Annotated in this window: 24 protein-coding genes; 9 read left to right on the forward strand and 15 right to left on the reverse strand. The window is 42.6% G+C overall.

The window, feature by feature from the left end:
- Positions 1-488: 488 nt before the first annotated feature.
- The 4 genes from FTV08_RS05870 to ftsY form a co-directional block, all read right to left on the reverse strand.
- Entirely contained in the window at positions 489-1,103 is a 615-nt protein-coding gene (locus tag FTV08_RS05870) for a DUF2057 family protein (RefSeq protein WP_005100087.1), read from the reverse strand.
- 202 nt (positions 1,104-1,305) lie between these two features.
- Complete coding sequence (locus FTV08_RS05875; protein ID WP_004731228.1) at positions 1,306-1,899, reverse strand: nitroreductase family protein; 594 nt, start codon at positions 1,897-1,899, stop codon at positions 1,306-1,308.
- Positions 1,900-2,095: 196 nt separating this feature from the next.
- Positions 2,096-2,785: a nitroreductase family protein gene (locus FTV08_RS05880; RefSeq protein WP_180086878.1), complete on the reverse strand. Its 690-nt coding sequence runs from the start codon at positions 2,783-2,785 to the stop codon at positions 2,096-2,098.
- A 177-nt stretch (positions 2,786-2,962) separates the two neighbouring features.
- Complete coding sequence (gene ftsY, locus FTV08_RS05885) at positions 2,963-4,066, reverse strand: signal recognition particle-docking protein FtsY (protein WP_005247197.1); 1,104 nt, start codon at positions 4,064-4,066, stop codon at positions 2,963-2,965.
- A gap of 177 nt (positions 4,067-4,243) precedes the next feature.
- On the opposite strand from ftsY, the gene FTV08_RS05890 reads away from it, so the two are divergent.
- Together FTV08_RS05890 and FTV08_RS05895 are read left to right on the forward strand one after the other, a co-directional pair.
- The gene (locus tag FTV08_RS05890) at positions 4,244-5,653 is read left to right on the forward strand and encodes a pitrilysin family protein (protein ID WP_180086879.1); all 1,410 of its coding nucleotides are present in this window, start codon (positions 4,244-4,246) and stop codon (positions 5,651-5,653) included.
- Positions 5,653-7,227, forward strand: coding sequence for a pitrilysin family protein (locus FTV08_RS05895; RefSeq protein WP_180086880.1), 1,575 nt, complete (start codon positions 5,653-5,655; stop codon positions 7,225-7,227). Before FTV08_RS05890 ends, FTV08_RS05895 begins: the two co-directional genes overlap by 1 nt.
- Here FTV08_RS05895 and FTV08_RS05900 read toward each other — a convergent pair.
- The gene (locus FTV08_RS05900) at positions 7,151-7,474 is read right to left on the reverse strand and encodes a hypothetical protein (protein WP_004731236.1); all 324 of its coding nucleotides are present in this window, start codon (positions 7,472-7,474) and stop codon (positions 7,151-7,153) included. The two genes, FTV08_RS05895 and FTV08_RS05900, sit on opposite strands and share 77 nt — an antisense overlap.
- Positions 7,475-7,572: 98 nt before the next feature.
- Complete coding sequence (locus FTV08_RS05905; protein ID WP_034436454.1) at positions 7,573-7,932, reverse strand: hypothetical protein; 360 nt, start codon at positions 7,930-7,932, stop codon at positions 7,573-7,575.
- 224 nt (positions 7,933-8,156) lie between these two features.
- Here FTV08_RS05905 and FTV08_RS05910 point away from each other — a divergent pair, with 224 nt between their 5' ends.
- From FTV08_RS05910 to FTV08_RS05920, 3 genes are all read left to right on the forward strand, one after another.
- Positions 8,157-8,390, forward strand: a complete 234-nt coding sequence (locus tag FTV08_RS05910) for a hypothetical protein (RefSeq protein ID WP_005252035.1) — start codon at positions 8,157-8,159, stop codon at positions 8,388-8,390.
- 151 nt (positions 8,391-8,541) lie between these two features.
- Complete coding sequence (locus FTV08_RS05915; protein WP_004645256.1) at positions 8,542-8,922, forward strand: DUF2750 domain-containing protein; 381 nt, start codon at positions 8,542-8,544, stop codon at positions 8,920-8,922.
- Between the two features lie 104 nt (positions 8,923-9,026).
- Positions 9,027-9,458 carry a CBS domain-containing protein gene (locus FTV08_RS05920; protein WP_005252037.1) on the forward strand — a complete coding sequence of 144 codons (432 nt, stop codon included), beginning with the start codon at positions 9,027-9,029 and terminating at the stop codon, positions 9,456-9,458.
- Between the two features lie 128 nt (positions 9,459-9,586).
- Here the strand turns inward: FTV08_RS05920 and trpB are convergent, their stop codons facing one another.
- The 9 genes from trpB to FTV08_RS05965 form a co-directional block, all read right to left on the reverse strand.
- A complete protein-coding gene (gene trpB, locus FTV08_RS05925; RefSeq protein ID WP_180086881.1) occupies positions 9,587-10,795 on the reverse strand; it encodes a tryptophan synthase subunit beta in 1,209 nt (402 codons plus the stop codon).
- 107 nt (positions 10,796-10,902) lie between these two features.
- Entirely contained in the window at positions 10,903-12,090 is a 1,188-nt protein-coding gene (locus FTV08_RS05930; protein ID WP_005252040.1) for a VWA domain-containing protein, read from the reverse strand.
- A 13-nt stretch (positions 12,091-12,103) separates the two neighbouring features.
- Entirely contained in the window at positions 12,104-12,955 is an 852-nt protein-coding gene (locus FTV08_RS05935; RefSeq protein ID WP_005252041.1) for a MoxR family ATPase, read from the reverse strand.
- 20 nt (positions 12,956-12,975) lie between these two features.
- Positions 12,976-13,359, reverse strand: coding sequence for a hypothetical protein (locus FTV08_RS05940; protein ID WP_005106668.1), 384 nt, complete (start codon positions 13,357-13,359; stop codon positions 12,976-12,978).
- Positions 13,360-13,380: 21 nt separating this feature from the next.
- Positions 13,381-13,686: a YcgL domain-containing protein gene (locus FTV08_RS05945; RefSeq protein ID WP_004278695.1), complete on the reverse strand. Its 306-nt coding sequence runs from the start codon at positions 13,684-13,686 to the stop codon at positions 13,381-13,383.
- A 130-nt stretch (positions 13,687-13,816) separates the two neighbouring features.
- Complete coding sequence (locus FTV08_RS05950; protein ID WP_005252043.1) at positions 13,817-14,959, reverse strand: HRDC domain-containing protein; 1,143 nt, start codon at positions 14,957-14,959, stop codon at positions 13,817-13,819.
- 178 nt (positions 14,960-15,137) lie between these two features.
- On the reverse strand, positions 15,138-15,734 hold the full coding sequence (recR, locus tag FTV08_RS05955) for a recombination mediator RecR (protein WP_005100074.1): 597 nt from the start codon (positions 15,732-15,734) through the stop codon (positions 15,138-15,140).
- 13 nt (positions 15,735-15,747) lie between these two features.
- On the reverse strand, positions 15,748-16,077 hold the full coding sequence (locus FTV08_RS05960; protein WP_004278699.1) for a YbaB/EbfC family nucleoid-associated protein: 330 nt from the start codon (positions 16,075-16,077) through the stop codon (positions 15,748-15,750).
- 28 nt (positions 16,078-16,105) lie between these two features.
- Positions 16,106-17,293, reverse strand: coding sequence for an O-succinylhomoserine sulfhydrylase (locus FTV08_RS05965; RefSeq protein ID WP_004278701.1), 1,188 nt, complete (start codon positions 17,291-17,293; stop codon positions 16,106-16,108).
- Between the two features lie 142 nt (positions 17,294-17,435).
- Between FTV08_RS05965 and FTV08_RS05970 the strand changes: the two genes are divergently transcribed.
- The 4 genes from FTV08_RS05970 (at position 17,436) to FTV08_RS05985 (ending at position 20,269) form a co-directional block, all read left to right on the forward strand.
- Entirely contained in the window at positions 17,436-18,533 is a 1,098-nt protein-coding gene (locus FTV08_RS05970) for an alpha/beta fold hydrolase (RefSeq protein ID WP_005252044.1), read from the forward strand.
- Between the two features lie 62 nt (positions 18,534-18,595).
- The gene (locus FTV08_RS05975; RefSeq protein ID WP_005252047.1) at positions 18,596-19,468 is read left to right on the forward strand and encodes an NAD(P)-dependent oxidoreductase; all 873 of its coding nucleotides are present in this window, start codon (positions 18,596-18,598) and stop codon (positions 19,466-19,468) included.
- A gap of 86 nt (positions 19,469-19,554) precedes the next feature.
- Positions 19,555-19,824, forward strand: coding sequence for a YARHG domain-containing protein (locus tag FTV08_RS05980; protein ID WP_004278704.1), 270 nt, complete (start codon positions 19,555-19,557; stop codon positions 19,822-19,824).
- 31 nt (positions 19,825-19,855) lie between these two features.
- Positions 19,856-20,269, forward strand: coding sequence for an HIT family protein (locus FTV08_RS05985; RefSeq protein WP_004278705.1), 414 nt, complete (start codon positions 19,856-19,858; stop codon positions 20,267-20,269).
- Positions 20,270-20,530: the final 261 nt, after the last annotated feature.

Genomic DNA, 20,530 nt, shown 5'->3' on the forward strand with positions numbered 1-20,530 from the left:
ATGATCAAACTCTTCAGTTTAAAATCAGTAGCACCTTAAAGGGTGCCAATCTTGGCTCATCAATTTTCTGACAAATATTTCTCAAATAAACTTCGAGTAATTTCTACCATCAATCAATGAAAATAATTTCGATCAATCAACCAGTAAAAATCCACACAAGTTGTTCTTCATAATCTCTTAATGATCTTCTTAAAACCTCGTCAGTTTCAAGCTCCAACCCAATCACTTAACGTTTCGTTTCATGCATTGCGTTGGTGTGCTGCGTATTCTATACAGTTTCAAAACGAGCGCAAGGGCTTTTCTTAAAAATATTCAAAAAAACCAATCATGCGTTTATTTTTTAATCTAAAAGGCTATTTTTAACACTTTTTTGCGTTTTTCTAGCTAATTCCGCATGAAAAGTTTAAGCAAATGTTAATTTTCTAGCCTTCATCTCATAAAAAAAGATCACCTCAATGGTGATCTTTTTGATTCTTCATCAAAATATTTTAATTTGTCTGCTCAGCGAGCCAAGTCATGAATTTTTGACGTTCAGCTTTAGAAGCTTTCTGCCATAATTGAATCAGCTGCTGATCATTCTGTTCTACTGACTGAGTATATATAGCTGCCGGTTGATGAACTGGTGTCGCGGCTTGAGTTGTCATATCTACTTTTTTAGTCAATACGCGATTTCCAAACCATGGTTTCGCTGAATCTTTAGCGCCCGTCTGCTGGACTAAGAGCTGATTTTTCGCATCATATAGGCCAATAATGGGCTGATCTTTATATTTTTGCGCTGCATCAAAATCTTTAGGCGCCTGAATAAGTGCTAAACGGTAAGTTTCACCATCTTTAAGGCTTGGTGTTTTTACCGTAACCACACCTGACTTTAAAATGTCATGTGAATTGTCTGAATGCTGGAAAAATTCGTTATAGCGTACGCTGATCGCATTTACACCTGCATCCAAGCTATAAGTCTGATTAGAACGTAATAGACCCGAGTTCACCTCTTGATCATTTACGGCAACAATTTTTATTTCTTCAGGTACTGTGACGGTCACTGCCGAAAAAACTGGTGTGCTAAACAGAAACACTGCTGCAGTTGCCGCAATACGTAAACCCATATCCTATACTCATTTTTGGTTGTTTATTAAAAATTAGCTGCACTATGCCGCGTCTAAATGACAATCTTATGACAAAAGCTGGAGCGATACAGCCTGTGTTTTTAGCATTTATTTAGCTAGACATATCACATCATATCTAAATACAACTCTAAGACATAAAAAAGAAGCATCAAAGTGCTTCTTTTTTATAACCTAAAATCGTTTACGCAAAGGTCTTAAAGCGTTCTGCATCATCCATAAAGGTTTTTTCACCTGCAGGAGCTTCAATCGAACCAAATACCAGTTGAGCGCGAAGTTTCCAGTGAGATGGAATCTCGAAAGTTTGTGCAACTTCTTCATCAATAATTGGATTGTAGTGCTGCAATGAAGCACCGATATTTTTTTCTGCCAAAGCGGTCCAGGTTGCAAACTGTGCAATAGCGGAAGAATGCTCAGACCAGACTGGGAAGTTATCTGCATAGAGTGCAAACTGCTCTTGCATCGACTTCACCACATTCTGATCTTCATAAAACAGAGCGGTTCCATAACCTGCTGCAAAAGCATTGATCTTGCTATTGGTTGATTCAAATGCATCTGCTGAAACAAGGTCACGTAAAGTTTCACGTACAATATGCCAGAAGGTATCATGTGATTGACCAAATAAAATCACCACACGCGAGGTTTGCGAGTTAAAAGATGACGGACTGTGCTTCACCGCATCTTTAATGATTTTCTCAATTTCTGCTTGATCCAGATCTACATTTTTTCCAATTGAATAAATGCTACGGCGTTGTTTGATTTGATCTAAAAATGCCATGAACCCACCTCTGTATATTTTGGTTATTTGAAAATCGATAAAGTTATATTACGTGCTTTAAGCACCCAAGACAGGTGCATTTCGATAACAATGTGTTTTATTTATAGAACAATCAGATTTAGATCTGAGTAGCGTATTTGTATCTGATTTTATCCGCAGCTTCCATGCTGTCACATATAAAGTGTTCTATAAACTTTTAATTAAATACTTTGAAACGATGCTGATCCGGTTTTTGTAATTTTTCTTCTACTGTTTGTTCAATTGATCCAAAGCAAAGTTGGGCTCGCAACAACCAGTTCTTTTCAATTTCAAAATGCTCAGCGACCCTTTCATCAATCAGTGGATTGTAGTGCTGTAAGGATGCCCCTAAGCCAGAATCTGCCAGCGTCGTCCACACAGCAAATTGCGCCATACCGGAAGTTTGTTCCGACCATGCTGGAAAATCTTCACTATTTAATGGCATTTTCTTTTGTAATTGTTGAATCACGGCTTGATCTTCATAAAACAAAACCGTGCCATAGGCAGCAGCATATTGATTCAACTTGATTTCCATTCCTTCGTAAATAGATGCCGGCATATGCTGACGCTGTACCTGTTTCACAATTTCCCAGAATTGATGATGAGAATCTGCAAATAACACCACAATGCGCGTAGTTTGAGAATCATAAGCCGAAGGGCAACTGCGCACTGCTTCCTGAATGATTTCGCCAAGATAAGTCTGACTATAATGTACCCGCTTACCGAGTTGATCGATACTACGGCGCTTTTTCAATTGATCGACAAAAGTCAGTTCTAAATCACCATTCAGTTTATTTTTTCTTGAAAATTTAAAATCCTTGGTTATATCGCTTGTTAATACCTGACCAAGCTTATTTAGCAATGCCATTTTCTACCCCACAAAAAACAAGCCAAATCAGCTTAGAAAATCCCCTACAATTATAAGGCCTTTATTAAGATAGGCAGATTTAGTGGTGGTTTTATTGTCGGTTTTTACAACACTCGAACTGGCTAAAAACAATAAACTCCGCACTTGGCGGAGTTTATGTGAAGCATTGCGCATTATTTATTTTTCAGTTTCAAATAATGCAGCAACAAAAGATTTGGCAGAGAATGGACGCAAGTCATCAATTTTTTCGCCCACACCAATAAAGCGAATCGGCACATGAGTACGACTGGCGATATTAAATAGGACACCGCCTTTGGCAGTACCATCAAGTTTGGTAATGGTCAGACCCGTCAAGCCTACCGCCTCATCAAACATCTCGACCTGATTAATGGCATTCTGGCCAGTACCGGCATCGACCACCAACATGACTTCATGCGGTGCAGTGGCATCAATTTTCTGCATCACACGTTTTACTTTGGTCAATTCCTGCATCAAATGACCTTTGTTATGCAAACGACCCGCTGTGTCTGCAATTAATACATCTACACCCTTGGCCCGAGCACTTTCAAAAGCATCGAAAATGACCGAAGCCGAGTCAGCACCATGACCTTGAGCCACGACTGCAATATTATTACGCTCACCCCAGATCTGTAGCTGTTCCGTTGCAGCTGCACGGAAAGTATCACCTGCTGCCAGCATAACAGTCTTGCCTTCACCTTGCAGACGTTTTGCCAACTTGCCAATGGTAGTCGTTTTACCGACACCATTCACACCAACCACCAGAATCACATAAGGCGATTTATTCGGATCAATGTGTAGCGGTTTTACTCGTGGTGCCAATAAAGCCACCAGTTCTTCCTGAAGCGCTTTATAGAGTGAATGTGAGTAGATCAAATCACCACGTGCCGTACGTTCAGTCAGGTTAGCGATAATGGTCTTGGTTGCTTCCACGCCAATATCAGCCACCAGAAGCTGCTCTTCGACTTCTTCTAATAATTCATCATCAATTTCTTTACCACCAATCAGGATATTTACCATCCCATCGGCAAGGTTTTTACGGGTTTTGGTTAAACCCACTTTCATACGGCTAAAGAAGCCACCTTTCGCCGCAGAATCTTCATTTTCATTTTCTGTTTCGACAGGTGCAGAAACCACAACGGTTTCGCTTGGCGTTTCTACGATAGGCACATTGACCGCAGGTAAGCTCGGTAATGTGACATCATCATCTCCGATATCAGCATCAATCAAAAATTTGTTTTGCCCATTAGATTGCTGTTGCATGCCGAATCCTTGAAAAGCATTGCGTTAAAAACCCAGATTCTACCATAACTTGCCTGCTTTGCAGCTAGCAATGCAAATGCTGGACAAACATACCAAAAAGCTACAGCTCTCGGTTGCTTTCAAGCACACATTTATTAAAAATAACTCTAAATACAAATGCCTATTTCAGGAGATCTAGTGTTCATCACCTTTTTGACTATCTCCTCTTTCTCGCAAATGATCAGACAGACGCTTTATCCACTCGGTGCAGCGGTATTGTTTAGTCTGAGCTTTAGCCCGGCCCAGGCACAAACCCGAAGCGAATTATCACGGACTACTTTTGAAACCACTTTAAGTAACGGTTTAAAAGTCATCATTCGGGAAGACCATCGTGCGCCCATGGTAATGACACAAATCTGGTACAAAGTCGGCAGCAGCGATGAATCTGGAAATATTCTAGGAGTTTCACATGCACTTGAACATATGATGTTCAAAGGCACCCATAAAGTTCCAAATGACGAATTTACCCGCCTGAGCCGGATTTATGGCGGCAGTATCAATGCAGCTACCTTTACCAATTACACCAATTATTATCAGCTCTATCCTAAAGCCTATTTTCCTATGGCGCTGGAACTTGAGTCTGACCGTATGAGTAATTTACTGCTTCGACAGCAAGACTTCGAGCCAGAAATTAAAGTCGTTATGGAAGAACGGCGCCAACGCACCGATGACAATCCTCGGGCGCAAGCCTTTGAACGGTTTAAATGGATCAGTTATCCGACCAGCCATTATCGCCAACCGGTGATTGGACACATGAAAACCCTGAATAATATTCAGTTGAATGATGTCAAAAAATGGTATCGGGACTGGTACAGTCCGAATAATGCCATTCTGGTGATTGTGGGGAACGTAGAATCTGAAGCTGCTTTGGCTCAGGTACAAAAATATTTTGCTGACATTCCCGCACGCCCAATACCAGCACGCAATGATGTACTGGAGTTTGAGCGTTTGGGTTATCGGCATATGGAAATTAATAGCAGTGTTCAAGTGCCCAATCTGTACATGACCTGGAATGTAAAATCCCTTGGCACTGCCAAAAACCCCCAAGATGCTTATGCCTTGACCATTATTCGCAGTCTTTTGGACAGTGGCATTTCTTCGCGCCTGCAAGACCGATTGGTACGTGATCGTAAAATTCTGACCTCTGTCAGCGTTTCTTATGATCCCTATAATCGCGGCGACAGCCTGTTTGGTATTTCTGCCTTACCTGCGCCGGGCATCTCTTTGCAAGAAGCACAACAAGCAATTCAGGATGAAGTGGATTTACTTAAAACTACAGCGATGACCCAACAGGAAGTGGATCGTATCAGTACCCGCTTTATTTCCAATTTGATCTATAGCCAGGATGATATTGCCGGACAAGCCAAAATGATTGGAAATCTAGAGGTCAATGGCTTGAGTTATCGCCTGATGGATGAATTACCGAAACACTTTGAAAGTGTCAGCGTTCAGGATATCCAGCGTGTCGCAAACGCCTATTTTGTACGTGAAAATCTCAGCACGCTTTATCTCTCTCCTGAACAAAACACCCAGCAACGGGGATTATAATGCTTCAACTTCGTTCATTTTTGTTTATTTCAATTTTAAGTCTTAGCTCGGCTACCCATGCAGAAAACTATCTGGATCCCCAGCCTAACCAAAATGATAATCCGAGTCAGTTACAGTCTATCCCTTTGCTGCAAAGCTTAAAAAATATTAATCAGCAACGGGATTTTCAGGCGCCTTATATTCATGATCTAAACAATCGCTACAAAGTACGCACGCTGTTTGTTGAAACGCAAGATCTTCCCATGGTAGATATCCAGCTGACCTTTAATGCCGGTTCGGCCCGTGATCAGGAAATTGCCAAAGGCCTATATGGTCTATCCAATATGGCAGCCAAGTTGATGCGTGAAGGAACCGACAAATATAGCGCCAATCAGGTGGCGGAAGTTTTTGACCAAACCGGAGCACAATTCAGCGTACAAGCCTATCGGGATATGTTTGTGGTTCGTCTGCGTACGCTTTCAGACCCGGAAAAACTGGAACCCGCATTGGGCATGCTGATGGAGGTTCTCAAGAATGCATCATTTAAACCATCCAGCATTAATCTAGCTTTAAGCAATACCCAAGTGGGACAAAAACAGCTGCAGGAAAATCCAAGCCGACTCATGGATATCCGTTTTTATCGTGCCCTATATGGTCAACACCCTTATGCAGAACCAATCACTGGTACCCAAGGCAGTACCAAGAAAATTAACGCAGAATTATTGAAAAAATTTCGTGATCAGTTTTTGGTGGCGCAAAATATGAATATTTCCATTACTGGAAAACTCAGCCCGAAACAGGCACTGGAACTGTCTGAACGCATTGCCGGTAATTTACCCCAAGGGCAAAAAGCAGTGCGATTGCCACAACCTGAAACTCAATCTGGTTTTGAAGTGGTACATCTACCCTATAACTCGTCTCAGGCGCATGTCACCTTTGGGCATTTAGGCCCAACTCGCTTTACTGAAGATAAACTGGCTTTAGAGGTCGCCAATCGCATGTTTGGCGGTAGCGGATTTAATGCGGTATTGATGCAGGAACTGCGGGTGAAACGTGGTTTTACTTATGGCGCTTATAGTTCGTTGAGCTTTAGTCAGGCACCCGGCGTATTCAGCTTTAAGTATTCTACGCGTCAGGATCAACTGCTAGACAGCATTCAGGTCGCACATCAAGCATTTATCAACTTTGTCAGTCAGCCTATTGATACTCAGCGTCTGGAAGAAACCAAAGCAGGCATGTTACGTGCTTTTCCTAATAATTACAGCAGTAATGCCACAATTAATGCCCAGCTAGGCAATATGGGTTTTTATAGTGAGCAAACTGATTATTTATCCAGTTATCCAGAACGCTTGGCTAGAATCACAGCGGCAGATGTACAAAATGCAGTACGCAAGCATTTTCATCCTGATCGCTTAACCCTGGTGGTCGTCAATAAAGAACTGGATCAAAATGCTTTGAAAATGCGTTTGGAACAGAATTTAAGGGATGCCAATTATTACTTACCAATAAACCCTATGCCTAAGGCATCTCCACAGAGACCGGCGGAAGCTGACGTGCCCGTAACGACTCCTGCTGATAAGCCTGCATCAATTTAAGATATTGCCCACGACGGATATGCTGCTGCTCTAACAAGGCGAGTGCCATATCTTGGGTTTGGGGAAGGTTTTGCTGTTTAGACAGTTGTTGAATCTGGGTGACTTGGGAAAGGCTAAGCGGACGATATAAAGCAAATGCGGCTAAAAGTAGAATGACCGCAATAATAAAAATAACCACACTGTTATAAATCTGTTCCAGTTTGATTCTGCTGAAAAATTGGCTTAGTTTTTCTGTATCTATAGACATACACTACCTCAGGTTAGAGGTAGTGTATGGTCGCAGCTACATAAGTTCAAGTCAGCGCACTGAATATTCATAAGAGCTGAATCCTGCTATTTCGAGGACTAATTCATGATTCTGGTAATAATTGTTGAATACAGTACCAATGCAACAACAAGCAATACCAGTGCAATTGCAAATTTACTTAAGCCGGCTTCTGCTTCAGGCGGATGTAAGCGATCCTCATCTGCAATTCGGACCAGCTCACCATTATAGAGTTTATAAAACTGCTCACGCTGGTTTTCATCCAGCGCACGAGTAAAATCATATACTTCTTTACGTTGTGCCAGCCCATAATCGCCTAGATGGGTATGTTTACTGAATATAGCTTGATCGAGTTTTTTACGATGCAAATCGGCAAGTTCCATAATTTGACCTGCAGTCGGAGGCATATCAAATTTCACACCATCTAAAGTTCTTGTCATCATGGCCTTCTCCTTATTGTTTGCTATCCATTTACAATGTAGCTTAATAATATTTATAGTTGTGTATAGTTTAATCAGTTAAACTATAACTGAAGTAAACGAATAAAATCGAATAGTTGACTTTTCCATTATTTTGTAATATTAGTTTAACAATACTAATTTATATTTGTATTTAGACTAAATAGTCTATCCTGTAATCATAATTAAAATTAAGGAGTTTTTATATGATACATCAACTCTCTCAACACGATCTGGAACATCTGTACGCAGATGCCGTGAATACCATTCAATCGCAAATGAACTTTGCTGATGCGGTAAAACAGCTTGAAGAAGCCGCTCGTGCTGGCCATGGTAAAGCAGCGCTTTTTTTAGCAGAACTTTATTATCAAGGTTTCCGTGTAGAACGAGATTCACTCAAAGCCCAGTACTGGCAAAACATGGCCACCATGCAAGCATAAAGAAACGTCACCTAGGTGGCGTTTTTTTCAGCCCTTTTTTCAATAAATAGCAATCAATACATATTTTCTTACGAATCCTTGCAAAGCTGAAACAGTAATTTCATATAAAGTTCCTAGAATAGAGCCTGAACTCCAATAGCACTTTATTCTAATGAAACCACGAAAAATTATTCAATTTGATCCGATCTGCAAAAACTTTCTGTTAAAGATCACGATGCTTAAATCTTTGATGAATTGTGGCGAGCTATGGGGCGCATATCACCAAGGCTGGGCGATGATGCGTGACCAGGAAGATTGTATCTTTCCATTCTGGCTCAATCCGCTGGATGCTAAAAATTATGCCCAGCAACATTGGCCGGATTACATTCCGCGTAAAATCAATTCTGAAGATTTTGAAAATGCATTATTGCCGACCCTGTCTCGACTGAATGTTACGCCAGCCCTGTTCAACACCAATGGAACCAAACTCAAACTGACTGCTGCACAGATGCGTCATCTGTTTTTTTCGCAACAAAGACTGCACATTGCTTAAATAACATGCTATTTATAAAGACTAAAACCTAAACACTTAGAGATGTTCAGGTTGAATACATACTCTAGGATTAATAATAAATTGACCAATAAGGATGATTAAGCATGACCAATGTGGCACAGGTGCTCAGTGAAAAAACACATCAAGCTATTTATACCATCCGTCCAGATTCTACCGTTTTAGAGGCCATCACTTTGATGGCAGATAAAGGAATCGGGGCGCTTGTGGTAACCCATGAAGACAACGTGGTGGGGATTTTGTCAGAGCGGGATTACACGCGTAAGATCGCCCTGATGCAAAGAACCTCATTCGACACCACTGTTAATGAAATCATGACCTCTAAAGTGATTACCGTAAATACAGCTACTAGCGTAGAAGACTGTTTATCTTTGATGACTGAACGCCACCTACGCCACTTACCTGTGGTCGAACATGAAAAACTGATCGGTCTGATTTCAATTGGGGATTTGGTCAAGGCCGCCATGGATGACCAACGCAAATTGATTGAACAGTTACAGCAATATATCTCAGGTTAAAACATCATCTAGCTTTCTCTAAGGCATTTGAAGATCACTTAAATGATACAAAATAAAGTTTTATATCTGATGCATAAAAAATCCCGGCACATGTACCGGGATTTTTTATATGAACATTTTGACTAAAATCAGTTGAGACCTAATTTTTCTGCAACATAATCTGAGTCTTTATCACCACGACCCGATAGGTTCACTACAATCTTGATATCTTTTGGCAATTTACCAGCTTCACGAATGGCCCAAGCCACCGCATGCGAACTTTCTAGTGCAGGTACAATGCCTTCTACACGTGACAAGGTCATGAATGCATCCAGACATTCCTGATCGGTCGCAGTCGTGTACTCTACCCGACCCAAATCTTTCAGCAAGCTATGCTGCGGCCCCACACCCGGATAATCCAGACCAGAAGCAATTGAATGCACTGGCAATGGCTCGCCCTGTTCATCTTCTAGCACATAACAGGCCATACCATGTAACTGGCTCGGTTTACCTAAGGTCAAAGTAGCTGAATGCATATCGGTATCTAAACCATGACCTGCCGGCTCAACGCCAACCAGTTTCACATCGGGTTCATTTAAAAATGCAGTGAATGCGCCTACTGCATTAGAACCACCACCAACACAGGCAACAACATAATCAGGATTTGCACCAAAACGTTCATTGGCCTGAACTTTAATTTCATCGCCAATAATCGACTGGAAGTCACGAACCATCATCGGGAATGGGTGCGGTCCAACCACCGAACCGATAGCATAGATGTAATTTTTCGGATCTTTCAAATATTCTTCAAAAGCACTGTCGACTGCATCTTTGAGTGTGGCTGTACCGCGAGTCACAGAAATCAGCTTGGCACCCAGAATTTTCATCTTGACGACGTTTGGATGCTCTTTTTCAATATCTACTTGCCCCATATGAATTTCACATGGGATACCCACCAAGGCACATGCAGTTGCCAAAGCAACACCATGCTGGCCGGCACCGGTTTCTGCAATGACTTTGGTCTTGCCCATATATTTCGCAAGTAAAGCTTCACCCAGACAATGATTGATCTTGTGCGCCCCGGTATGGTTCAGATCTTCACGTTTCAGATAAATCTGCGCCCCGCCAAGCTGTTCAGAAAGACGTTTGGCATGAAATAAAGGACTTGGGCGACCGACATAATGGGCAAACAGATCTTTCAATTCATTCTGAAACTCTTCAGTCTGACGAATTTCCTGATAGGCCATATTAATATCATCCATGGCCTGTTTCAGATCGGGTGGAATAAACTGACCGCCATACTGACCAAAAAAACCCTCTTCATTCGGTAACGCAATACCATTAATTTGATGAGCCATAATAATTCCTGAATATTGGAATAAGGTATAACAAGTGACTTTATACTAGAATAATTCGTTTTAAAGCACTAATAACTATAGATAAAGTCACTTATAGATAAATGGAATCAACGCGCCAGATATTTGGTCATATCCTCAATGCCTTTTAAGGTCATTGGAAACATATGATCTTCAAAGATTTGCTTAATCAGACCAATAGTATGCGTGTAATGCCAGTATTTTTCTTCTTCAGGATTGAGCCAGGCGGTTTTATCAAAATGCTGACGCAGACGCTGTAACCAGACCTGTCCTGCTTCATCATTCATGTATTCGACCGAACCACCGACGGAGTTCAACTCATAGGGTGCCATGCTGGCATCACCCACTACAATCACCCGGTAATCCCGTCCATAGGTATTGAACAGATCCCAAGTATTCATGCGCGAGCTGGAACGACGGACATTATCTTTCCAGACATAGTCGTACAGACAGTTATGGAAATAGAAATATTCCAGAGTCTTAAATTCGGTTTTGGCGGCGCTAAACAGTTTTTCACACTGAGCGATATGTGCATCCATCGATCCGCCAATATCAAACAGCATTAGTACTTTAATACGGTTACGGCGCTCCGGTACCAATTGTACATCCAGAATACCCTGCTTAGCCGTTTCACGAATCGTACCATCAATATCCAGTTCTTCGGCTGCACCCTGACGGGCAAACTTACGCAAACGGCGCAATGCCATCTGCATCTGGCGGCTACCCAAAATCTGCTCATCGTCCAGATTGCGGTATTGACGCTGCTCCCAGACTTTCACCGCAGAACGCTTACGCCCCGGCCCGCCAATACGCACACCTTCAGGATGATCGCCATAAGCACCAAAGGGTGAAGTCCCACCGGTACCAATCATCTTGTTACCACCCTGATGTTTTTTATGCTGTTCGCGCAGGCGCTCTTCCAGCATTTTCATCAGTTCTTCCAGGGAACCGGCCTTTTTCAGCTCTTCGCGCTGCTCCGGGGTCAGATGCTTCTCGAGTAATTCGAGATCAAACCAGTCTTTGGGCAGCTTATGCACCTGATTTAGCAGCTCATCCAGATCAAAGGTCGCGATACCATCAAAATAGTCTTTCATGGCGCGATCGAACTTGTCGAAATAGCGCTCGTCCTTGACCATTATAGTTTTGGCAAGCTGATAGAACTCGTCCTGATCGGCAAAGACCAGTCCTGCGGCAACTGCCTGATTGAGATCAATCAGTTCGCGGGTCGATACCGGTACACCGTATTTGCGTAAGGTATAAAACAGTCGCACAAACATGCGTGTTTCTCCCTTAACGACGTGACATAAATGCTAGACGTTCGAGCAACTGCACATCTTGCTCATTCTTGATTAATGCACCGTACAAAGGTGGAATTGCTTTAGATTTATCAGTATTGCGCAGAATATCTTCCGGCATGTCGTCAGCCATGAGTAGACTGAGCCAGTCGATCAGTTCAGACGTTGAAGGTGGTTTTTTTAAACCCGGAATCTGGCGCAATTTAAAGAAAACCTGTAAGGCTTCATTCACCAGTGTGGTCGAAATATTGGCAAAATGCACATCAATGATTTCACGCATGGTGGCTTCATCTGGGAATTCGATGTAATGGAAGAAGCAACGACGCAGGAAAGCATCTGGCAATTCTTTTTCATTATTTGAGGTAATGATCACGATTGGGCGCTGAGTTGCGGTAATGGTCTCGCCTGTCTCGTACACATAGAACGACATTTTATCGAGTTCATGCAGCAAGTCATTTGGAAACTCGATGTCTGCCTTGTCAATTTCATCAATCAGCAGAACACAGCGTTCTTCACTGGTAAATGCTTCCCACAATTTGCCCGGCTTGATGTAGTTCTTGATGTCATAGACACGGTCATCACCCAACTGGCTATCGCGCAAGCGCGATACTGCATCATATTCATACAGACCTTGCTGTGCTTTGGTAGTAGACTTGATGTGCCAGGTGATCAATTTTAAACCCAGACTTTGTGCGACTTGCTCGGCCAGTAAAGTCTTACCTGTACCCGGCTCCCCTTTGACCAGCAACGGTTTTTGCAAACTGCGTGCAGCTTTCACCGCAAGTTTTAAACTGTCAGTCGCGATGTACTGATCGGTACCTGAAAATTGTTGAATATCAGCAGACATGATTGAACCTTATTTTTTACTTACAGCGGTGAACTTTTCTCGTGAACACGAATATTGCTTTTGTTCGACACATAAGTCGACCAGCAATAGCCAATCACAGATCCGATCCCAATGACAAATAAAATAAGTGACGCATTAATCCAAACCAGGGATTGCTCTTTGGTCAACACCCCAAATAACAGACCGAAGATCGCAGGTGCAATAGAAGCATTCGCCCCCTCAGATACCGTCGGTGTCAACAGAATGGCAAAGGCCACAATCCACAAAAAACCGCCCATAGGTTTAGGTAGACGTTTGGTTACGCCATACCAGCACCATAAAGCAATCAGGCTGCCGAGCAAATAAACTGCTACGGCAATGCTCTGTTCAGGAATTGAGTCTAATACAGCCACATAACCATTCATTTCACAACTCCTGAATTAACATTAAGCACCGCGTAAACCTTCTGGTGCGACCGCATTTGGATCAATCAAGCCTTCTGGTGGCATTTGCAGGAAGAAACCGCGGGTTTCAATAGAATCCATGACATGCAAGACATTGGCACGTGCCAGTTTACGTGATTCGCTTAATTCAAGATGCATGACAAAAGTCGCACGTCCAAATGCTGCCTGTACTGCTTCAGTCAATACGCTTAAAGGTTCGAATGTTTCAGCTTCGCTTTCATTCGCAGGACGCGCCACATACAGATACATTTCACTTTTTTTACTGGATTTGTAGATAGACACTTGCATATTTCAAACGACTTTTCTGGAAAAACAACCGCAAGGATACATCAAAAAAAAGACAGAAACATTAGCCACGTCTCATGCATCAGTCGTGATTTTGTATAATTGCTTTTTCTTTAACCAATCCTGTAGCTAATCACTCGCTGACTTTCATCTGGGTAGACAGATAAGATTCGTCCTGATGCAATACCTGAATCAGTGGCCGAGTTAATAACTCATAGCGCCACCCAAGCAGATAATCCGGCAGATCCTGTTCATCCTTGTGAAAAACTACATGCTGATACAGTGCATTCAACCATTTCTTGCGCATCAGCACTTCTTTCGGAATTGAGGTTTCATTGACGACATTCTGAATAATTGAATCAATTTTTTCGCCGATATCTTTGGAAGAATGGCGAATTGGACGTGCCAGACGTAAAGGCCAGTTTGCCGGCTCCGGCAGGAATTTCAGTAAATCTAAAATGGTTTTGCCATGCTCACGAACCACATTCGAACGAATGTCTTTCACATGACTCAGCTGGAAATTATTGCGCGGGAATTTTTCCACCAGATCAATCATGCTGGCATTTTTCAAAATGAAACTGCGTGGCTGATTCAGTGCTTTGGCAATCTGATCACGCCAAACCATTAATTGCTGCAATTGCATCAGCTGACGGCGTGAATGCCGGTAATTGCCGACATCCTGATACAACAAGGCAGTTGGGGTATCTTCGCCAATTTCCTGAGTCAGAAAACGGCAATCTTGCAAGGCAAAATCCAGCAGATCTTTCGAATCCAGATCCTGTTTAATTTTCTCTGACAGTTGCACCAGATAATGCACATCATTGGCAGCATAGAGCAACTGTTCGGAACTGAGTGGACGCGCCAACCAGTCAGAACGGGTCTGGTCTTTTTCGATATCGACTTCCAGCATCTGCTTCAATGCATTTTGATAGCTGACTTGCAGACCATGCCCAAGAAAAGACATGCCAACCTGAGTGTCAAATACATTACTCAGCGATTTCTTCTGGGTATAGTGATAGATCAGGTCGATATCTTCACTACAAGCGTGAAAAATATTCTGCTGTGCGTTAAAAATTTTATTAAGGAACTCAGTCAGATCCAGCGTGGTTCCATCCAACAAATAGACCTTGTTGTCTACATTAATCTGAAAAACACCCAGCTTAGGCCATAAGGTATCAACCTTGATAAACTCGGTATCCAGCCCATAAACTGAATTCTGATCCATCAGCTTCAGTACATGAGTTAAGTCGTTTTGATGTTGAATAAATTGAAACATAGAACTGAGTCTAAGATTAGATTCTCGATAGATCCATATTAACTGATCTATAGAATTTTTGTATAAAAAATAACGTCAATTCTGCCCTATTTCCTAAAAAATGGCGCTTACTTATCAGGATTTATATTCTAATTAATATCTTTTTTATATTAAAACTAACAAGATATTTAAGCTTAGCTTACTTCATGCGCATCCGGTTATGTACTGCCTGACTCAAGGTATGACTGTCGACATATTCCAGCTCACCACCTTGTGGTACGCCTTGGGCAATTCGGGTCATCTGGATCGGCAAATGCTTACTGGCCTCAACCAGATAATGCGCCGTAGCCTGACCTTCTACCGTGGCATTGGTTGCCAGAATCACTTCTTTCACCTGACCATTGGCCAAACGATGCAATAAGTACGGAATACCGATTTCTTCGGGACCAATACCATCCAGTGGCGATAAATGTCCGCCCAATACATGATATTTACCTCTGAAACTACCACTTTGCTCAATCGCCATGACATCTGCAGGTGATTCCACTACACAGAGCAGTTCATCATCACGATCCAGAGAGCTGCAAATATTGCAGACTTCGTCTTCGGTCAGAGAATGACAGACTGAACATTCATGAATGTGATTGGTTGCCTCAGTCAGCGCATGTGCCAGACCAATAGCACCCTCACGATTTTTCATGATCATATGCAATGCCATACGTTGAGCCGATTTTGGCCCAACGCTTGGCAAAATGCGTAATGCTTGAACGAGTTGATCAAAACGATCACTAAACATTGCGCATTCTTCCTTAGAACATACCTGCAAGACCAGGCGGTAAACCCATACCTGAGTTCGCTGCTTTCATTCTTTCGTCAGATACCACTTCTGCCTGACGTGCTGCATCATTCATTGCTGCTGCAATCAGGTCTTCGATCATGTCTGGATCATCCTGAAGTAATTCAGGATTGATTTCGATACGCTTCACTACGTTACGGCAAGTCATGGTTACTTTCACCAGACCGCCACCCGCCTCGGCATGCACTTCAGTTTGCGCAAGCTCTTCTTTGGCTTTTTTTACGTTGTTTTCAACTTCTTTCTGCATGCGCTGAGCTTGCTGCATCAACATGTTAATGTTCATAAATATCTCCGAACATAAATTTATAAAATTAAATCAGGTCTAAACCGCGACGAATATCCTGGATAATATCACCAATCTCTTCCAAACCAACAGATACGCGAATCAAACCTTCGCGAATACCGGCAGCTTCTTTGGCTTCAGGCGACAATTTACCATGTGTCGTGGTTGCCGGATGGGTAATGGTCGATTTCACATCGCCCAAATTACCGGTAATCGAGATAAACTGGGTATTGTCGATGACAGTCCATGCTTCCTCACGGCCACCTTTGACTTCAAAAGACACAATACCGCCAAAACCGCTCTGCTGTTTGGCTGCCAGTTCATGACCGACATGTTCAGGCAAGCCCGCATAATATACTTTTTCCACTTTTGGATGCTGGTTCAAAAATTCAGCCAGTTGCTGAGCACTTGCCGAATGTTCACGCATACGTAAACGTAGTGTTTCCAAGCCTTTCAGGAAAACCCAGGCATTGAATGGGCTCATTGATGGGCCGGTAGTACGCACATAACCGAAGATTTCTTCTAGTAACTTGTGATTACCAACAACAGCACCACCTAGCGCACGGCCTTGGCCATCCAGATATTTAGTCGCAGAATACACCACCAGGTCTGCACCAAATTTGAGTGGTTGTTGTAACACCGGTGTACAGAAGCTGTTATCAATCGCCAGCAAGGCATCATTGGCATGCGCAATATCAGCGAGTCCCTGTATATCGGCTACTTCCGCTAAAGGATTCGATGGAGATTCAACAAAGAGAATTTTTGTTTCAGGCTTGATGGCATTTTTCCATGCATCAAGATCGGTCAAATCAACGAAATCAACGCTGACGCCAAATTTTGCGACATATTTTTCAAACATGGAAACCGTAGAGCCGAAGACAGCACGTGAACAGATCACATGATCACCCGCTTTTAAAAAAGCCATCATCACTGCCATAATGGCTGCCATACCCGAACTGGTGGCGACGGCGCGCTCTGCACCTTCAAGTGCAGCTAGACGCTTTTCAAACATGGCAACGGTCGGATTGGTAAAGCGAGAATAGATATTGCCCGGTTCCTGGCCTGAGAATTTAGCTGCGGCTTCTGCAGCATTTTCATACACAAAAGACGATGTTAGAAAAATCGGTTCGCCATGCTCACCTTCAAAAGTGCGGGTATGACCGGTACGAATGGCTAAAGTTTCTAATTGGTAAGAAATATCGTCTTGCTGGCTCATCGCTTTACCTCAGCCCTCAGGCTGCCTTTTGTAAAAATTTGCCAACATTTTGAGCGCCTAAGCTATTTCAGGTCAAGGCATAATAAGCGATTATTGCTTAGACTTCGATCAATCCTCCCGCGGATACGGATATTTTATTTACATGATTCAGTTAAAACAAAACTTTCAGCGCCAGCAAAAAAAATTGAAACACCTCAGCACCCGGGTGTTTAATGCCTCCTCACTGATCCTGTCGCAAAAAACCCCTTTTGAATATATTGCCGGCACCGAGTTTTGCAAGATTCGTTATTACGCTTCACCTGAGAAAAAATATAAGGAGCCTCTGGTTTTCATCGCACCGTTAGCCATTAATATGGATATCTATGATCTGTATCCTTATCGCTCTCTGGTCAAGCATTTTCAGCATAGCGGTTTTGATGTCTATCTGGTGGAATGGAAACGTTTTAACTTTAAACATCGCCACCTGAACTTTTTATCTTTTATTGATGCAGCCATTCCTCAATCCATTGAAACCATCTGCAAGCATTCGGGCAGTCAGTTCATTTCCCTGCATGGCTGGAGTATGGCTGGCGTGTTTGTCACGCTCTATACCGCCCTGCATTCGCCTGAACATGTCAAGAATCTGATCGTGGTGGGCAGTCCTATCGACAGTTATGCGTCAGGACGTGTCGGCAAACTTTTTTCTACGACAAACAAACTAATTTCTAAAAACAAAAATCTGCAACAAGCCATTCATCAAGGACTGATTCCAAAGCAATATATTCATACGCCGGGTATTGTAAATGCCTTGGGCTTTAAATTACTCGATCCGATTGGCTGGCTCAAAAGCCAGAAACAGTTTCTGTTAAATCTAGATCATGTCGAAGATGTCTATGAACACGCCACCATGGGAAATTTCCTGAACAAGATGATTGATTATCCAGGTGGGATTAATCAGGACATGGTGCTGCATTTATGGCTGCAAAATCCTTTAAAACAGGGTTCTATCACTTTGGATGGCCGTGTCGTTGATCTTAAAAATATCAGCTGCTCCCTGTTGGTAGGTGCAGGTCAAACCGATCAGATTGTCACAGAACAGTCAGCTAAGCCTTTGATGGAATTGACAAGTAGCCAAGATAAGACGTTTACTCTTATACCGGGTGGTCATCTTGGACTAATGTCGAACCAGAAAACGGCAAATACATTCTGGCCCAAAATGACGACCTGGCTGGTGCAGCGCTCTACACGTCTTGATGTTTAGTGTAGATTCCCCGCACCAGAAAAAAATATTAAATAGCTTTAAACATATTCAGAGGGTACAGCATGATTCAGTCAGTGGCATTTATCGGCCTAGGTGCAATGGGTTTTCGTATGGCAGCACACTTACCCAAGCATTTTGATACGGTCTATGTCTGGAACCGCAGCTTTAACAAAGCAGAGCAACATGCGGCTGAATATGGCACCCAAGCCGTCACACTGGAACAGGCCGTACAGGCAGATGTAATTTTTTCTTGCCTGCCCACCAGCGCTGACGTTGAACGACTTCTGGAAAATCTGTCGCTTAAATCCGGTTCAGTCTGGGTCGACTGCACCAGTGGTGTACCGGATTCTGCCCAAAAACTGGCAGTACAACTGGCTGAACATGGGGTAATCTTTCTGGATGCACCGGTCAGCGGTCAAACCATTGGCGCTGAAAATGGCACTTTAACCGTGATGGTAGGCGGTAATGTGCAGGGTTATGAAAAAGCCCTTCCTGCGATGCAGGCTTTTGGCAAGCTGATCAAGCATGTCGGTGAATCTGGCGCGGGTTTTGCAGTGAAGGCCGTAAATAATATGTTAATGGCTGTAAACCTGTGTGCCGTTGCTGAGGGCTTTACTACCTTGAAAGCGCATGGGGTAAACCTGCATGAAGCACTGGATTGTATTAATGCTTCAAGTGGTAAAAGTATGGTGACTGAAACCGTATTGCCACAGCGTATTTTAAACCGCAGTTTTCCTGTAACCTTTGCCCTGCCACTCTTGGCCAAAGATACAGGCATTGCAATCGACCTTGCACGTGAAGCCAAACTTTCTGCGCCTGTGCTCTCGTTGACCCAGAATCTGATTCAGGCGGCCAGCGATCTGTCGGATAAAAACAGTGATTTTTCCAGTGCTGTGAAAATGTATGAATCATGGAGTAATATTACCATCGAGTAATATCTCGCCATTGAATAATGATAACGAAACCTCATATTGTGACTAGTAGGCAGGCACATATAGTGGATAACCCAGAGGAAACTCTCATGAAGAAATTTTCTGTTGCAGCATTGATTGGCTTTGCAACTTTGTTCGGGGCTTCAACATCGGTTCTTGCATCTGAACAAGAGTGCAAAAAATTAAAAAATGATCATGACGTGATTTATGCGTCTAAAGGTTTCTGTTTCAAAGATCCTGAAGCAAAAGCCAAGTTTGGTAATGACAATTGCTATACAACCAAGCCAAAATTCTCGGAAAAAGAGCAACAACGTCTTGACGCGATCAAAGATCGTCAGAAAGAATTGAACTGTAAATAATTCAGTTTAATAACGCTCAAGGAATGTACTTATGACTTATGATGATCAGAATATTTTTGCACGAATTCTACGCGGTGAACTTCCTGCGATAAAAGTGTATGAAGATGACCAGGTTCTTGCATTTATGGACATCATGCCTCAGGCAGAAGGTCATACTCTGGTGGTTCCGAAAACTCCGGCGATCACTTTACTGGATCTGCCACCTGAAGCTGCAGCCTATACGATTCAGATCGTACAGAAAGTTGCAAAAGCCATTGAAAAAGGTTTAGGTGTGGACGGTATCGTGCTGATGCAATTATCAGGTGCCGCAGCGGGTCAGACCGTACCACACGTACATTTCCATCTGGTTCCTACCTCTTTGCACAATCTGGGCAAACATGCAGCACAGATGGGCGACCAGGAAAAAATTAAAGCGCTGGCTGAGAAAATTAAAGCTGCCCTTTAAGCTATTCTTAATACCTAAAAATGGAGCCTCGGCTCCATTTTTTATGTCTAATGTATTTCACTCTTGATTAAGCCACTAAAATATCAGTAAAAGTCACCTAGCCTATTTTTAGGTTTTGCAGCAAACACCGAACTTAGCTGCATTTGTATTAATTCTGTTAATCCCACTCATAATCCTATAAAAAATAAGGCAATGATTCTTTAATATTTCTGAAATATTTCCTTAATCATATTGACTTATTTGTAATGAATACTTGGCACC

Source organism: Acinetobacter sp. YH12226 (assembly GCF_013417805.1).
In the GTDB taxonomy this organism is placed as follows: Bacteria; Pseudomonadota; Gammaproteobacteria; order Pseudomonadales; family Moraxellaceae; genus Acinetobacter.

Coding starts and splice junctions, on each gene's coding strand:
- FTV08_RS05880 (WP_180086878.1), bottom strand. CDS start 2,785: ATGGCATTGCTAAATAAGCTTGGTCAGGTATTAACAAGCGATATAACC.
- FTV08_RS05950 (WP_005252043.1), bottom strand. CDS start 14,959: ATGTTTCAATTTATTCAACATCAAAACGACTTAACTCATGTACTGAAG.
- FTV08_RS05935 (WP_005252041.1), bottom strand. CDS start 12,955: ATGTCTGCTGATATTCAACAATTTTCAGGTACCGATCAGTACATCGCG.
- recR (WP_005100074.1), bottom strand. CDS start 15,734: ATGTTTAGTGATCGTTTTGATCAACTCGTTCAAGCATTACGCATTTTG.
- FTV08_RS05985 (WP_004278705.1), top strand. CDS start 19,856: ATGACTTATGATGATCAGAATATTTTTGCACGAATTCTACGCGGTGAA.
- FTV08_RS05940 (WP_005106668.1), bottom strand. CDS start 13,359: ATGAATGGTTATGTGGCTGTATTAGACTCAATTCCTGAACAGAGCATT.
- FTV08_RS05915 (WP_004645256.1), top strand. CDS start 8,542: ATGAAACCACGAAAAATTATTCAATTTGATCCGATCTGCAAAAACTTT.
- FTV08_RS05900 (WP_004731236.1), bottom strand. CDS start 7,474: ATGTCTATAGATACAGAAAAACTAAGCCAATTTTTCAGCAGAATCAAA.
- FTV08_RS05960 (WP_004278699.1), bottom strand. CDS start 16,077: ATGAACATTAACATGTTGATGCAGCAAGCTCAGCGCATGCAGAAAGAA.
- trpB (WP_180086881.1), bottom strand. CDS start 10,795: ATGGCTCATCAAATTAATGGTATTGCGTTACCGAATGAAGAGGGTTTT.
- FTV08_RS05930 (WP_005252040.1), bottom strand. CDS start 12,090: ATGTTTGTGCGACTGTTTTATACCTTACGCAAATACGGTGTACCGGTA.
- FTV08_RS05875 (WP_004731228.1), bottom strand. CDS start 1,899: ATGGCATTTTTAGATCAAATCAAACAACGCCGTAGCATTTATTCAATT.
- FTV08_RS05965 (WP_004278701.1), bottom strand. CDS start 17,293: ATGAGCCAGCAAGACGATATTTCTTACCAATTAGAAACTTTAGCCATT.
- FTV08_RS05970 (WP_005252044.1), top strand. CDS start 17,436: ATGATTCAGTTAAAACAAAACTTTCAGCGCCAGCAAAAAAAATTGAAA.
- FTV08_RS05905 (WP_034436454.1), bottom strand. CDS start 7,932: ATGACAAGAACTTTAGATGGTGTGAAATTTGATATGCCTCCGACTGCA.
- FTV08_RS05920 (WP_005252037.1), top strand. CDS start 9,027: ATGACCAATGTGGCACAGGTGCTCAGTGAAAAAACACATCAAGCTATT.
- FTV08_RS05895 (WP_180086880.1), top strand. CDS start 5,653: ATGCTTCAACTTCGTTCATTTTTGTTTATTTCAATTTTAAGTCTTAGC.
- FTV08_RS05980 (WP_004278704.1), top strand. CDS start 19,555: ATGAAGAAATTTTCTGTTGCAGCATTGATTGGCTTTGCAACTTTGTTC.
- ftsY (WP_005247197.1), bottom strand. CDS start 4,066: ATGCAACAGCAATCTAATGGGCAAAACAAATTTTTGATTGATGCTGAT.
- FTV08_RS05870 (WP_005100087.1), bottom strand. CDS start 1,103: ATGGGTTTACGTATTGCGGCAACTGCAGCAGTGTTTCTGTTTAGCACA.
- FTV08_RS05975 (WP_005252047.1), top strand. CDS start 18,596: ATGATTCAGTCAGTGGCATTTATCGGCCTAGGTGCAATGGGTTTTCGT.
- FTV08_RS05910 (WP_005252035.1), top strand. CDS start 8,157: ATGATACATCAACTCTCTCAACACGATCTGGAACATCTGTACGCAGAT.
- FTV08_RS05945 (WP_004278695.1), bottom strand. CDS start 13,686: ATGCAAGTGTCTATCTACAAATCCAGTAAAAAAAGTGAAATGTATCTG.